This is a genomic window from Chryseobacterium rhizosphaerae (assembly GCF_003385455.1).
Taxonomy (GTDB): domain Bacteria; phylum Bacteroidota; class Bacteroidia; order Flavobacteriales; family Weeksellaceae; genus Chryseobacterium; species Chryseobacterium rhizosphaerae.
Map to the genome: position 1 here is coordinate 84459 of NZ_QNUF01000008.1, position 14259 is coordinate 98717.

General features: G+C 36.9%; 16 protein-coding genes. 15 read left to right on the forward strand and 1 reads right to left on the reverse strand.

Going from position 1 to position 14259, the window contains the following annotated elements; translation table 11 throughout:
- The first annotated feature begins 37 nt into the window (after positions 1 to 37).
- The 4 genes from DRF57_RS09140 (at position 38) to DRF57_RS09150 (ending at position 3889) form a co-directional block, all read left to right on the forward strand.
- A complete protein-coding gene (locus tag DRF57_RS09140; RefSeq protein WP_047494392.1) occupies positions 38 to 1840 on the forward strand; it encodes a DUF349 domain-containing protein in 1803 nt (600 codons plus the stop codon).
- A 64-nt stretch (positions 1841 to 1904) separates the two neighbouring features.
- Positions 1905 to 2930, forward strand: a complete 1026-nt coding sequence (ribD, locus tag DRF57_RS09145) for a bifunctional diaminohydroxyphosphoribosylaminopyrimidine deaminase/5-amino-6-(5-phosphoribosylamino)uracil reductase RibD (protein WP_115918133.1) — start codon at positions 1905 to 1907, stop codon at positions 2928 to 2930.
- A gap of 61 nt (positions 2931 to 2991) precedes the next feature.
- A complete protein-coding gene (locus DRF57_RS23600) occupies positions 2992 to 3156 on the forward strand; it encodes a bacteriocin-like protein (protein WP_157969882.1) in 165 nt (54 codons plus the stop codon).
- Positions 3157 to 3283: 127 nt separating this feature from the next.
- Positions 3284 to 3889, forward strand: a complete 606-nt coding sequence (locus tag DRF57_RS09150; protein WP_047494386.1) for an IMPACT family protein — start codon at positions 3284 to 3286, stop codon at positions 3887 to 3889.
- On the opposite strand, the gene DRF57_RS09155 is transcribed toward DRF57_RS09150, so the two are convergent.
- Positions 3886 to 4596: a zinc metallopeptidase gene (locus DRF57_RS09155; protein ID WP_047494381.1), complete on the reverse strand. Its 711-nt coding sequence runs from the start codon at positions 4594 to 4596 to the stop codon at positions 3886 to 3888. The two genes, DRF57_RS09150 and DRF57_RS09155, sit on opposite strands and share 4 nt — an antisense overlap.
- A gap of 105 nt (positions 4597 to 4701) precedes the next feature.
- Between DRF57_RS09155 and DRF57_RS09160 the strand changes: the two genes are divergently transcribed.
- The 11 genes from DRF57_RS09160 (at position 4702) to nuoH (ending at position 14249) form a co-directional block, all read left to right on the forward strand.
- Positions 4702 to 5835 (forward strand): GTP cyclohydrolase, encoded by a 1134-nt coding sequence (locus DRF57_RS09160; RefSeq protein WP_047494379.1) that lies wholly within the window; start codon positions 4702 to 4704, stop codon positions 5833 to 5835.
- Between the two features lie 167 nt (positions 5836 to 6002).
- Positions 6003 to 6179 (forward strand): hypothetical protein, encoded by a 177-nt coding sequence (locus DRF57_RS23895; RefSeq protein WP_167449357.1) that lies wholly within the window; start codon positions 6003 to 6005, stop codon positions 6177 to 6179.
- Positions 6180 to 6301: 122 nt separating this feature from the next.
- On the forward strand, positions 6302 to 6673 hold the full coding sequence (locus tag DRF57_RS09165; RefSeq protein WP_047494375.1) for an NADH-quinone oxidoreductase subunit A: 372 nt from the start codon (positions 6302 to 6304) through the stop codon (positions 6671 to 6673).
- 99 nt (positions 6674 to 6772) lie between these two features.
- Positions 6773 to 7333: an NADH-quinone oxidoreductase subunit B gene (locus tag DRF57_RS09170; RefSeq protein WP_002983540.1), complete on the forward strand. Its 561-nt coding sequence runs from the start codon at positions 6773 to 6775 to the stop codon at positions 7331 to 7333.
- Between the two features lie 6 nt (positions 7334 to 7339).
- Positions 7340 to 7834: an NADH-quinone oxidoreductase subunit C gene (locus DRF57_RS09175; protein WP_084086804.1), complete on the forward strand. Its 495-nt coding sequence runs from the start codon at positions 7340 to 7342 to the stop codon at positions 7832 to 7834.
- Between the two features lie 60 nt (positions 7835 to 7894).
- Complete coding sequence (gene nuoD, locus DRF57_RS09180; protein WP_047494369.1) at positions 7895 to 9118, forward strand: NADH dehydrogenase (quinone) subunit D; 1224 nt, start codon at positions 7895 to 7897, stop codon at positions 9116 to 9118.
- A gap of 104 nt (positions 9119 to 9222) precedes the next feature.
- The gene (locus tag DRF57_RS09185; protein ID WP_047494364.1) at positions 9223 to 9732 is read left to right on the forward strand and encodes an NADH-quinone oxidoreductase subunit NuoE family protein; all 510 of its coding nucleotides are present in this window, start codon (positions 9223 to 9225) and stop codon (positions 9730 to 9732) included.
- Positions 9733 to 9810: 78 nt separating this feature from the next.
- A complete protein-coding gene (nuoF, locus tag DRF57_RS09190; RefSeq protein ID WP_047494361.1) occupies positions 9811 to 11169 on the forward strand; it encodes an NADH-quinone oxidoreductase subunit NuoF in 1359 nt (452 codons plus the stop codon).
- Between the two features lie 5 nt (positions 11170 to 11174).
- On the forward strand, positions 11175 to 12059 hold the full coding sequence (locus DRF57_RS09195; protein WP_047494358.1) for a hypothetical protein: 885 nt from the start codon (positions 11175 to 11177) through the stop codon (positions 12057 to 12059).
- Positions 12060 to 12100: 41 nt separating this feature from the next.
- On the forward strand, positions 12101 to 13099 hold the full coding sequence (locus DRF57_RS09200) for a 2Fe-2S iron-sulfur cluster-binding protein (RefSeq protein WP_047494355.1): 999 nt from the start codon (positions 12101 to 12103) through the stop codon (positions 13097 to 13099).
- An 85-nt stretch (positions 13100 to 13184) separates the two neighbouring features.
- On the forward strand, positions 13185 to 14249 hold the full coding sequence (gene nuoH / locus DRF57_RS09205) for an NADH-quinone oxidoreductase subunit NuoH (RefSeq protein WP_047494352.1): 1065 nt from the start codon (positions 13185 to 13187) through the stop codon (positions 14247 to 14249).
- Positions 14250 to 14259 lie beyond the last annotated feature (10 nt).

A 14259-nucleotide genomic window follows, 5' to 3' on the forward strand; every position in this document is an offset into this window, starting at 1 on the left:
AGGATATTATTAACGCCACTCACATAAAAGATTTGCTATGACTACAGAAAACAATCTTTCTGAAAACGAAGAAAAGAAAAGTCCGAACGAAGTATCTCAGGAAACATCAGAAAATAAAGATTCTCATGATGTAATTCCCCATGAGGATGATGCTGAGCACCTGGAGGACCATGATGCTGTTGAAATTTCCCTGACAGACGCTCTGAAGGAAATGGAAAAAATCATCAACACTCCCAATGCCGGTGAAAACTTCAAAAGATTCAATCTGCTGAAGGAAAAAGCAAGTCATTACATTCATGATGAAGTGGAAGATAAAAAACATGAATACACAGAAGGTGGAAATCCCTCTGAAAATTTCAGTTACGAACACCCTTCACAAGCTAAATTCTCTGCTTTAGTCAATATTTTCAGAGAAAAGCATGATGATTTCCAAAAAGGACAGGAAGAAGAGCAGAAAAAAAATCTGGAACACCGTCAGAATATTATTGAAAGACTTAAAAATCTCTATACCAATTCTGAACCGGGAGTTAATCTTTTCAAATCCATCCGCGAGATCAAGGAAGAATGGACGAAGGCAGGCCAGGTTGCAAAATCTGAGTTTAAAATCCTTAACAATAATTATTTCCACCATTTAAACCAGTTTTATCAAATGCTGGATCTTAATAAGGAATTTTTGGAGCAGGAATACAGCCATAATTTAGAAAAGAGACAACACATCATTGCCCGTGCTCAGGAGCTTGAAAATGAACCTGTCATTCAGAAAGCTTTAAATGAGCTGCAGTATCTTCATAAACTTTGGAAAGAAGAAGCAGAGCCTGTAGCAGAAGAATTCCGTGAAAAAACATGGGAAGAATTCAAAGAAATCTCCAATAAAATTCACGAAAGAAAATCTGAACTTTCCGCAGTGATCGAACAGGAACAAAATGTTAATCTTGAAAAGAAAAATCAGATTATTGCTGAAATCAAGAAACTGTCTGAACCTGCTGAAACCCCTAATCACAACTATTGGCAAAACTCTATCAAAAGAGTGGAAGACCTTCGTTCTGATTTCTTAAAAACAGGAAGTGTTCCAAGGAAACTTTCCAATCAAAACTGGAATGATTTTAAAACCATACTGAGAGGTTTCAATACAACAAAAAACAACTATTATAAGTCTTTAAAAGGTTCTCAACAGGCTAATCTTGAAGAAAAATTAAAACTGATACAGACCGCCAAAGACAATATGAATAATGAGGAATGGGATATTGTAGTTCCATTATTCAAAAAACTTCAGGAAGACTGGAAAAAAGTCGGCCATGTTCCTAAAAGCATGACCAATAAGATTTGGGATGAATTCCGTGATGCATGTAATGCTTTCTTTAATAATTACAGAGAAAAAAGCAATACTTCTACAGACAACTGGAAGGAAAATTATAAAAATAAAAAAGCTCTTCTTGATGAACTGAAAATGGTGACTGATGAAGACGGAAGTATTGAGAAAATAGAGCAGATCAAAACGTCTTGGAATAATATCGGAAAAGTACCGAGAGATAAAATTTCAATCAACTCTGAATTCAACAAGACCTTAAGAGAGAAATTAAAAATCAATAAGATCAATGAGCTTGAGCTGAAAGAAGAAGGATTATCTGAAAACCAGCTTACCGACAAAGCAAGAAAGATCAAAAATCAGATTTCAGATCTTGAAGCAGAAATCGTTAAACTGGAAAACAACCTTGCCTTCTTTACTAAGCCATCAAGAGAGAATCCTCTTTTAAGAGATACGTACAATACGATTGATGAAAAGAAAGCTCATCTGGAAACATTAAAACAGAATCTTCACAACATCATTACAGGAGATTAAATTCTAATACAATACATAAAGGCGGAGCAAAGCAATTTGTCTTCGCCTTTTCTTTTCTACACCTATGAATAAAGACGAACTTTATATTAAGAGATGCATTGAACTGGCACAAAAAGCACTGGGTAAAACCTATCCTAACCCCTTGGTGGGAAGTGTCATTGTTCATAATGGAGAAATTATTGGTGAAGGCTACCATCATAAAGCAGGAGAAAACCATGCTGAGATCAATGCAATCAATGCAGTTAAAAATAAAGACCTTATTCCGGAATCTACCATTTATGTTTCCCTGGAACCTTGTGCCCATTACGGAAAAACACCTCCCTGTGCTTTAAAGATTAAAGAATTGGGCTTTAAAAAGGTAGTTATCGGAGCTATGGATTCCCATGATAAAGTCAACGGAAAAGGAAAGAAAATTATTCAGGATGCCGGCATCGAAGCCGTTTCAGGAATTCTGGAAAAAGAATGCATTGACCTGAATAAAAGATTTTTCACATATCATGAAAAGAAAAGACCCTACATTATTTTAAAATGGGCAGAATCGGGTGATGGTTTTCTGGATAAAGACTTCAAACCGACTGCTGTTTCAAATTCTTTAGTGAATCAGTTTGTCCATCAGCTGAGAGCTGATGAACATGCTATCCTGGTAGGAACCCAAACAGCTTTGAATGACAACCCCAGCCTTACGGTAAGGAATACAGAAGGTATAAATCCTGTAAGAATATTAATTGATTTTGATCTGAAAGTTCCGAATACCTTCAAAATTTACAATAAGGAAGCCAGAACATTGGTTTTAAATTCTATTAAAGAAGGAACTGAAGAGCATATTCAATTCATCAGAATTGAAAAAGAGAATTTCCTACAGGAACTCATGGAGAAACTCTATAAAGAACAGATCCAATCTGTTATTATAGAAGGAGGGCGTTTTACTTTACAACAGTTCATTGATGCCAATCTTTGGGACGAATCCATTGTGATTAAAAATGAGAATTTGAAATTAGAAAACGGGACTAAGGCACCGATCTTTAATCATACAGCCACTAGAATTGAAAGTTATAGAGATAATACAGTTTCTTTTTTTAAATTAAAATAAAGTATTTTATCACGTAGAAATGAAATAATTCCCTATATTAGTTTCTACAAATAAATATTATATGAAAAATTTAAAGAAAATCTCAAGACAGAGTTTAAAAAAACTAGCGGGAGGTAGCGCACCTGAATGTTGCTCTTATTATCCTCCTTCATTACAACATTGTTGCCCTACTCCTTCCAGCATGAGCTGTCCACCACCATGGCTTGACGGATCTTTCCCATGCTAGAATACGGAAACAATATATAAGATTAAAAGAGCGGAAACGCTCTTTTTTCATTTATTAAATTTTTCGTTGATATTACATACATAGTGAATTTTAAAGTTTTAAATTTGCACCAGCAATTGTTGAGAGGATGACGTTTGAATACAAAACCATAGAAAAACCCATAGAAAACACTTTAATAAAAGAGAAAGGAAGTAAATTCATAGGATTTGCATACCCTGTAAATAATGAAAGTGAACTGAAAACTGCATTGGAAAAAGTTAGGGAAGAACACCCAAAAGCAACCCACCATTGCTATGCATTCAGAATGGGAATGAATGGAGAAAATTATCGGGCCAATGATGACGGTGAGCCTTCAGGAAGCGCAGGATTACCTATTTACAATCAGCTATTAGCCCACGAAATCACCAACGTACTTGTTATTGTCGTGCGCTACTATGGAGGAACCAAGCTGGGAGTGTCCGGATTGGTGAAAACTTATAAAGAATCAGCCAAGATGACTTTAGAAGAAGCCAGTATTATCACCAAGGAACTGGAAACTCAAATCGAGATTCAATTTAATTTTAATCAGCAAAATACCATATTTACTCTGCTTTCAAGATTTGATGCTAAAGTGTTGAATTTTGATGCTAATGAAAACTGTATCCTTACTGCTTCGTTGAAACTCATTCAAAAAGAAAACATCTCGGAAAAACTATCCGAGATGCAATATGTTACATTTGAATTTAAAGATTAATCCCTTCTTCCACCAAGAAGTAAGGAGCCCCAATAAAGAAGCTGCGCCAGGGAACCTAAAGCAGCCACTACATAAGTTCTTGCTGCCCATTTCAAACTATCCTGCACCCCAACGAATTCTTCCGTGGTTACAGTTCCCGTATCTTTAAGCCATTTCATAGCTCTGTTACTCGCATCATATTCCACAGGGAGTGTTACAAAAGCAAAAAGCGTTGTCATGGCAAACATAGCCACACCAATCGCCAAAACTGTCGTATTTCCGTTTGGATTCTCAATACTTCTTGATGCTGCCATTACCGCAATACCTGCAATAAGTACAAACTGCATCAGATTAGAACTTATATTAACGATAGGAACAAGCTTTGAACGTAAATTCAACATTGAATATCCTACAGCATGCTGCACGGCATGTCCACATTCGTGAGCGGCTACTGCCGCAGCCGCAGCATTTCTCTGCATATAAACCCCTTCAGAGAGGTTTACGGTTTTATCTGCCGGATTATAGTGGTCCGTCAACTGCCCGGGAACAGATATTACCTGAACATCATTAATCCCGTTATCTCTCAACATTTTTTCCGCTACTTCTTTCCCCGAAAGACCATTTCGAAGATGTACATTGGAATAATATTCAAATTTAGATTTCAACCTTGAGGAAACCCACCAGCTCACCAACATTGAAATACCAATAATGATATAATAACCCGTCATTTTATATAGATTTTGTGTTTAATTTTTATTCATAATGATATAAAAACTGTGCCAAAGTATACGATATTATTATTTATATTTGTCCTTAAATTACCATCAAAAATTATGTCTAAGGTTTCAATTATTGAAGTAAAAACAGCCGGTCAACTCAAGCAATTCGTAAGATTTCCTATGGATCTGTACAAAAATAATCCGTACTATGTTCCATCCTTTATTAAAGACGAAATGAAAATCTGGGATGCAAAAGAAAATCCGGCCTTACAATATTCAGAATCCAAACAATTTCTCGCAGTAAAGGATAGCAAAGTGGTTGGAAGAATTGCTGTAATGATTAATCATAAAGAAGAAAAAGAATTAGGCATTAAAAAAGTACGTTTTGGATGGATCGATTTCATTGACGACACTGAAGTTTCAAAAGCTTTAATTCAGACAGCTACCGATTACGCCAGAGAACATAAAATTGATATGATCGAAGGACCAATGGGCTTCACCAATCTTGACAAAGCAGGAATGCTGACCATGGGATTTGATAAACTGGCAACAATGATTGGAATTTATAATCATGCCTACTATCCGAAACACCTTGAAAACCTTGGATTGACTAAGGAAAAGGAATGGGTAGAGTACGAAATGAACTTCCCGAAAGTACTTCCTGAAAAAGTAGAAAAATTCAGTGGTTTAATTGCTCAGAAATACAAACTTAGTGTTCTTAATTTCAAATCAAAAGAAGAAATTCTTCCTTATGTGGAACCTATGTTTAAACTATTAGATGAAACATATAAACATCTATCCACCTATACGCCGATTTCGGATGAGCAGATTAAAACATATAAAGAAAAATACTTCCCATTTATCGATAAAAACTACGTAATCTGCGTAGTAGATGAAAATAAACAACTGGTTTCTTTTGCTATTACAATGCCTTCCTATTCAAAAGCTTTACAAAAGTCAAAAGGGAAGCTGTTTCCTTTCGGATGGTGGCATTTCTTACAGGCCGGCAAAAAAAATGACCGTGCCAACTTTTATCTTATCGGAATTCACCCTGAATATCAGAGACGTGGTGTAACGGCAATTATATTCAAAGAAATTTTCGTACGATTTACAAGCATGGGAATTAATTTCGCAGAAACCAATCCTGAGTTGGAAGAAAATAAAAGCGTTCAGCTTCTTTGGCAGGATTACAACCCGGTCAATCATAAAAGGAGAAGAACCTATTCTCTACAGGTAAATAATGAGTAATACGATGCAAAAAGTATACTGCATCAATCGTTTATAAGTATTGAGTCTGAAGGGTAGAATTATAATGACTCTATCCTTTCACTCACTTATCCCCAAACTCTCCCACCCTCAAACCAACCCTCCTCAAAAATCCGGAACTTCCTAACTAATTTTCTTATCTTTATCCTATGAAACCGCAACTTATTATTTTTGCTATTCTCATCTCCGGCTTTATTGCTTACAACTTCTTTTTCCAGTCGCAGGATGACAGAACAAACACAATAATTAATATCGTGTTTGCCAGCGTTCTTTTTGGATATATTTCATTCATGGCATATGCTCTTCTTAAAAAAATGAAGAAATAACTCCTTATTTTTATTGATTCTAAATTGTATTTTTTCTCCATTTTAATCCGACTTTTAAGCTGATTAATTTCATGCTTTCTTGTTTATTCGCTAAATTTGCAAATTGAGATAATAATGCAAAAATGAATTTACCTGAAAGTTATATTCCAATCCTTATCCAGGCAGGTGTAGCAGTAGCATTCGTAGCTGTTTCCTTACTTGGAGCACATTTCTTAGGTCCAAAACAGAAAAAAGGAGATTCTGTGAAAAACCAAAGCTGGGAATGTGGAGTTCCTAGTGAGGGAAATGCGAGAACACCGTTTTCTATCAAGTACTTCCTGACTGCGGTATTGTTCGTACTATTCGATATTGAAATCGTATTCTTTTATCCTTATGCAGTAAACTTCAGAGAATTCGGCTTAGAAGGATTCTTGGCTGTACTTACATTCGTTGCGATTTTCTTCGTGGCGTTTTTCTATGTTTGGAAGCGTGGTGCACTAGATTGGGATAAATAAATTTTAACATTAAAAGGTTGAATGGTTTAATCATCAAAAAAATCAGGAATGATTTTAAATTTTTAAATGCTTTAATCTTTAAATATTTAATCAAAGAAAATGTCAGATAAAAAACCAGTAATAAGAACAGATGCACCTGCTCCCGAAGGATATGAAGGAGAAGGGTTTTTCGCAACAAAACTGAGCAGTGTAATCGGTATGGCTAGAAAGTTTTCACTTTGGCCGTTACCATTTGCAACCTCTTGTTGTGGTATCGAGTTTATGGCTACCCTGAACCCTACTTATGATGCTTCAAGATTTGGTATGGAAAGAAACTCTTTCTCTCCAAGACAAGCAGATATGCTGATGGTTTGTGGAACTATATCAAAGAAATTAGGACCAGTCCTAAAAGAAGTATATACTCAGATGGCTGAGCCTAAATGGGTAGTGGCAGTGGGAGCTTGCGCTTCCAGCGGTGGTATTTTTGATACGTATTCCGTGCTTCAGGGAATTGATAAAATTATTCCGGTTGACGTTTATGTTCCTGGATGTCCTCCAAGACCAGAACAGATTATTGAAGGGGTAATGCAGGTACAGGCTCTTGCAGAAAGCGAAAGCATCAGAAGAAGAGACATGCCTGAATATCAGAAATTATTAGATTCTTACAACATAAGCAACTAAACGGAAATGACAAACGAATTTGTATTAGAAGCGATCACCAGAGAATTTCCGGAATCTGTTATTTCAAGTTCAGAGCCGTATGGAATGCTGACCATTGAGGTAAAGAAAGAAGATATCAAGAAGATTATCCACTATCTTAAAGATTCATCATTAGAAATTAACTTCCTTACTGATATCTGTGGAATTCATTATCCTGAATTCCCGGACAAGGAAATAGGTGTCGTATATCATTTACATAATATGATGGCCAACTTCAGATTACGTCTGAAAATCTTCATGTCCAGAGAAAATATCGAAGTGGATTCTCTTGTAGAATTATATGCCGGAGCTAACTGGATGGAAAGAGAAACTTTTGATTTCTATGGAATTAAATTTAAAGGACATCCTGATCTTAGACCTATCCTGAATATGGAAGATCTTGGATACCACCCCATGTTGAAAGAATATCGACTTGAAGATGGTACAAGAACCGACAAGGACGATAATATGTTTGGAAGATAAAAAGCGAATGGCCAGTGGCATCCAGCCAATAGCCTGAGCAAATAGCTAAAAGCAATCATTATGAAAGATAACTCATTATCTAATATACTAAACCAGTACGAAAGTAAGGAACAAATTGACGGACAACTGTATACCCTCAATTTAGGACCTACTCACCCTGCGACTCACGGGATTTTTCAGAATATCCTAACAATGGATGGAGAAAGAATTCTTCATGCTGAGCAAACGGTAGGTTATATCCACAGAGCATTTGAGAAAATTTCTGAAAGAAGAAACTATTCTCAGATTACGACCCTTACTGACCGTATGAATTACTGTTCTGCCCCTATCAATAACTTAGGTTGGCACATGACAGTAGAGAAGCTGATTGGTGTAGAAGTTCCAAAGCGTGTAGACTATATGCGTGTTATCCTAATGGAATTAGCCAGAATCGGTGATCACCTGATTTGTAATGGGGTAACCGGAATGGACTCCGGAGCTATTACAGGTCTTACGTATATGTTCATCGAAAGAGAACGTATTTACGATATGTACGAGCAGATCTGTGGAGCAAGGATGACTACCAACATGGGAAGAATCGGAGGATTTGAAAGAGATTTCACTCCAAAATTCCATGAGCTATTGCAGGATTTCTTAAAAACCTTCCCGGCAAGATTTAAAGAATTCGGTACTTTATTAGAAAGAAACAGAATTTTCATGGACAGAACCATCGGTACAGGAGCTATTTCTGCTGAGAGAGCTTTAAGCTACGGTTTCACAGGTCCAAACTTACGTGCAGCAGGTGTAGATTATGATGTAAGAGTTGCACAACCTTATTCTTCCTACGAAGATTTCGACTTTATTATTCCTGTAGGAACTTCAGGAGATACTTACGACCGTTTCATGGTTCGTCAGCAGGAAATCTGGGAATCCCTTAAAATTATCAAACAAGCATACGAAAATCTTCCTGAAGGGCCATTCCATGCGGATGTTCCTGATTTTTATCTTCCGGAAAAGGCAGATGTATATCAAAAGATGGAAGCATTGATCTACCATTTCAAAATCGTAATGGGAGAAACTGATGTACCGAAAGGAGAAGTTTACCACGCTGTAGAAGGTGGAAACGGAGAATTAGGGTTCTATCTTGTGAGTGACGGAGGAAGAAGCCCTTACAGACTTCACTTTAGAAGACCATGTTTCATCTACTATCAGGCATATCCTGAAATGATTACAGGTTCTGTAATTTCAGATGCCATTGTAACGATGTGTAGTATGAATATTATTGCGGGAGAATTAGACGCATAAAATTGTAAAAAGTACAATGTAGGATGTACAATGTACTTGAAAAAAAATAAACAGTTAATAAATACTTTGTACTTTGTACAATGTACATTTTACAACCAAATAAAATGAGCGAAACAATAGCTTTTAAACCGGAAAGTTTAGCACAGGTACATAAAATTATCGCAAGATATCCTGAAGGAAGACAGAAATCTGCTCTTCTTCCTGTACTTCACTTAGCACAGAAAGAATTCGGAGGATGGTTAGATGTTCCTGTGATGGATTATGTTGCCGAACTATTAAGTATCCAGCCGATTGAAGTATATGAAGTGGCTACTTTCTATACCATGTTTAATATGAAGCCGGTAGGTAAATATGTTTTGGAAGTTTGCAGAACCGGACCTTGCATGGTTTGTGGAAGCGAAAAAATCCTTGATCATATCAGAACCAAACTGAATATTAAGGATGGAGAAACTACCGAAGATGGCATGTTTACATTAAAGCCTGCTGAATGTCTTGGAGCATGTGGATATGCACCAATGTTACAACTGGGGAAATTCTTTCATGAAAATTTAACGATAGAAAAAGTAGATGAAATCCTTGATCTTTGCAGACAGGGACAGGTTGCTTTAGACTAAATAAATTTTAACAAATTAAAAATAGCCATAAGCTAAAAGCCATAGGCCAATAGCTGACCGCTAAAAGCATAATAAACAATGAGTAAAAAACTTTTACTTAAAGACGCACATATAGAAGGTATTCGCTACTTTGAAACATACCGTAAACAGGGAGGTTACACGGCAGCTGAAAAAGCCTTGAAGATGACTCCTGACGAAATTCTTGAAGAAGTAAAAGCTTCAGGATTAAGAGGACGTGGTGGAGCTGGATTCCCAACAGGAATGAAATGGAGCTTTTTGGCAAAACCTGAAGGTGTTCCAAGACACCTTGTTGTGAATGCGGATGAATCTGAACCTGGAACATTCAAGGACAGATATTTAATGGAGTTTCTTCCTCATCTATTGATTGAGGGAATGTTGATTTCATCTTACTGTTTGGGTTCCAATGTTTCTTATATCTACATCCGTGGAGAGTATTCATGGATTCCTGATATTTTAGAAGAAGCTATTGAAGAAGCTAAAGCAGCAGGATTTTTAGGTAAAAATATCCTGGGAACAGGTTTCGATTGTGAAATTTATGTTCAAAGAGGTGGTGGAGCATACATCTGTGGTGAAGAAACTGCATTGCTTGAATCTCTTGAAGGAAAAAGAGGTAACCCAAGACTAAAACCACCTTTCCCGGCTGTAAAAGGACTTTGGGAAAGACCAACAGTGGTAAACAACGTTGAGTCTATTGCAGCTATCGTTCCAATCATTGATATTACAGGTGCTGAATATGCTAAAATTGGAGTGGGAAGATCTACGGGTACGAAACTGATTTCAGCTTGTGGAAATATCAATAAACCTGGTGTATACGAAATAGATATGACGATTACAGTAGAAGAATTCATCTACTCTGACGAATATTGTGGAGGTATAGCCAACGGAAAAAAATTAAAAGCATGTATCCCTGGGGGAAGCTCTGTTCCGATTGTTCCTGCTAATTTATTACTGAGAACAGTAAACGGAGAACCAAGATATATGAACTATGAATCATTGGCAGATGGTGGCTTTGCTACCGGAACGATGATGGGTTCAGGAGGTTTCATCGTTTTGGATGAAGACCAGTGTATTGTAGATCACACCATGACTTTGGCAAGATTCTACAACCACGAAAGCTGTGGACAATGTACGCCTTGCCGTGAAGGAACGGGATGGATGTACAAGATTTTGAAGAAAATCGAGAAAGGAGAAGGAAAAATGGAAGACATCGATCTTCTTTGGGATATCCAGAGAAAAATCGAAGGAAACACAATCTGTCCATTGGGTGATGCAGCAGCTTGGCCGGTTGCAGCAGCAATCCGTCATTTCAGAGATGAATTTGAGTGGCATGTAAAAAACCCTGAATTGTCTCAGACACAAAATTATGGATTGGCACATTATGCAGATCCTATTCCGGCTGTAGAAAAAAATGCATAGTTAAAATGAAGAAGTTATTAGTTGTTGGTTTAATGATGTCGGGACTTGCTTTTGGGCAGGTTAAAAAAGATACATTAGAGAAAGAATATAAACTGGAAATAGCTCCTGCTGATCAAGTAGAAAAAAAACAGAAGCCTAATCCATTAAGTAAGAAAGGTCAGGTTTTCGTTTTCTATGGTTGGAACAGAGGCGCGTTCAGTAATTCTGACATCCATTTTACGGGAAACGGGTACGATTTTCAATTGAATAACGTATCAGCACAAGACAGACCTACAAAATTTGGAATTGTTTATTTTGATCCAAGTTGGTTTACCGTAACGCAGTATAATTTCAGAATAGGATATTTTATTAAAGATAATTTAGCACTTGTTTTAGGGATTGACCACATGAAATATGTGATGGATCAAAATCAAACTGTTAACTTTAAAGGACATATTTCAGATCCTGAATATGCAGCAATGGTGCAAAACGGACAGGTAAATCTGGCAGATGAGAAGTTCCTTACTTTTGAACATACAGACGGATTAAATTATGAAAATTTAGGTCTTGAGAAATACAAAAATCTTATTCATAAGAAAAATATAGATTTAGTATGGTCTTATGGTGCCGGGATTGGGTTTATGTTTCCTAAAAGTAATGTCAAACTTTTTGGAAATGAAAGAAGTGACCGTTTTCACGTTGCAGGTATGGGAACCGATATCAGATCCAGTCTTAACTTAGTTTTCTGGAAAAACTGGATGCTAAGAGTAGAAGGAAAAGCCGGTTATATTAATATGTGGGATATCAAAACTACATTAAATAATAAACCTGACAAGGCACGACAGGATTTTGTTTTCGGACAGGTCCTTGCGGGAATTGGATATACATTTAATACGAAAAAATATAAATAACAAAGCCTATTGCTGAATGCATAAAGCTTAAAGCATACAATATGAGCGAAGAAGTTAAAAAATTCACAATAACTATAGACGGACAAACTACTGAAGTTTTGCCAGGTACTTCTATTTTGGAAGCTGCAAGACAAATCGGTGGAAAATCTGTACCTCCAGCGATGTGTTATTACAGCAAACTGGAAACCAGTGGAGGGAGATGCAGAACTTGTCTTGTGGAAGTATCTAAAGGATCTGAAGCCGATCCTCGTCCTATGCCAAAATTAGTGGCAAGCTGCAGAACCAATGTAATGGACGGTATGGAAGTAAAAAACCTTACTTCTGAGAAAGCTCAGGAAGGAAGAAAGGCGGTTACTGAATTCCTATTGGTTAATCACCCGCTGGACTGCCCTATCTGTGACCAGGCAGGAGAGTGTCACCTTCAGGACTTAGGTTATGAACATGGTGTAGACAGTACAAGAACAGAATTCGAAAGAAATACTTACGAAGCTGATGATCTTGGACCCAACATCAAGCTGAACATGAACCGTTGTATTCTTTGTGCCAGATGTGTGCTTACAGCAAACCAGCTTACAGAAACAAGAGAACACGGTATTCTTTTCAGAGGAGATCATGCTGAAATTTCTACCTATTTAAATAAAGCCTTAGACAATGACTTCATCGGAAACATTATCGACGTATGTCCTGTAGGAGCATTAACAGACAGAACAGCCCGTTTTGCAAGCAGAGTATGGTTTACAAAACCAATGAACGCTTCTTGTAAATGTGATAAATGTTCAGGAAAAGCTGTTGTATGGATGAAAGGTGACGAAATTGTAAGAGTAACAGCAAGAAAAGACCAGTGGGGAGAAGTTGAAGAATTTATCTGTGATACCTGCCGTTTCGAAAGAAAAGCATTATCAGACTGGAACATCGAAGGTCCTAGACATATCGACAGACACTCCGTAATTTCATTGAACCACTACGAAAAGCCTAAAGATGAGCTGAGAGTTTTAGACAATCCAATGGCTAAAGAAATCAGTGAAAAAGACGAAAAATAATTTTAATTAAAAGACATCAGATTTCAGATTCCATACTTCAGACCATCTGATATATAGTATCTGACATCTAAATATCTAAATAAAAATGGATTTAATAACATTTAAACTTATACTTGTACTAGCGCTTTTCCTGCTATCGCTAACGATTGCAGCCTACTCTACATGGGCAGAAAGAAAAGTTGCCTCTATCATGCAGGATAGAATTGGTCCTAACAGAGCCGGACCTTTCGGACTATTACAGCCTCTTGCTGACGGTGGAAAGTTTTTCTTTAAAGAAGACTTTACTCCGGCCAATGCAGAAAGATTCCTTTTCGTATTGGGACCTGCCTTGGTAATGTTTATTTCATTAATCACGGGAGCTGTTATTCCTTGGGGTAAAAGTTTAAATATTGCAGGTACTTCTTTTGATCTTCAGGTAGCCAACATCGATGTGGGGGTACTTTTCATCATCGGAATGGCCTCAATTGGTGTTTACGGAATTATGATCGGAGGTTGGGCTTCGAATAACAAATATTCATTATTAGGTGCTATCCGAGCTTCTTCTCAGATGATTTCTTATGAATTGGCAATGGGATTAGCACTTCTTTCCATCATTATGATGTCAGGAAGTTTAGATCTTAAAGAAATTACTGAAAGTCAAACTACTGGAAAATTATGGGGAATAATTCCTTGGGGTTCTGGTATGAACTGGAATATTTTCTACCAGCCAATTGCCTTCCTTGTTTTCTTTGTAGCAGCCTTAGCAGAAACCAACAGACACCCGTTCGATTTACCTGAGTGTGAATCTGAATTGGTAACAGGATACTCTACAGAATACTCTTCCATGAAGTTAGGATTATATATGTTTGGAGAATATGTGAACATGTTTATCTCCAATGCTTTCATGGTAGTTCTTTTCTTCGGAGGTTATAACTATCCTGGTATTGAATGGGTAACTCAGAACTGGGGTGAAAACATTGCAGGTATCTTGAGTATCGTAGCATTCTTAACGAAGACTGTAATTGGAATTCTGATCTTTATGTGGATCAGATGGACACTTCCAAGATTCAGATATGACCAGTTAATGCACTTAGGGTGGAAAACATTGATCCCAATGGCATTAGTAAACCTATTGATTACAGGAGCTGTAATTTTAGCATTTGCAAACTAAGAAATTTGAA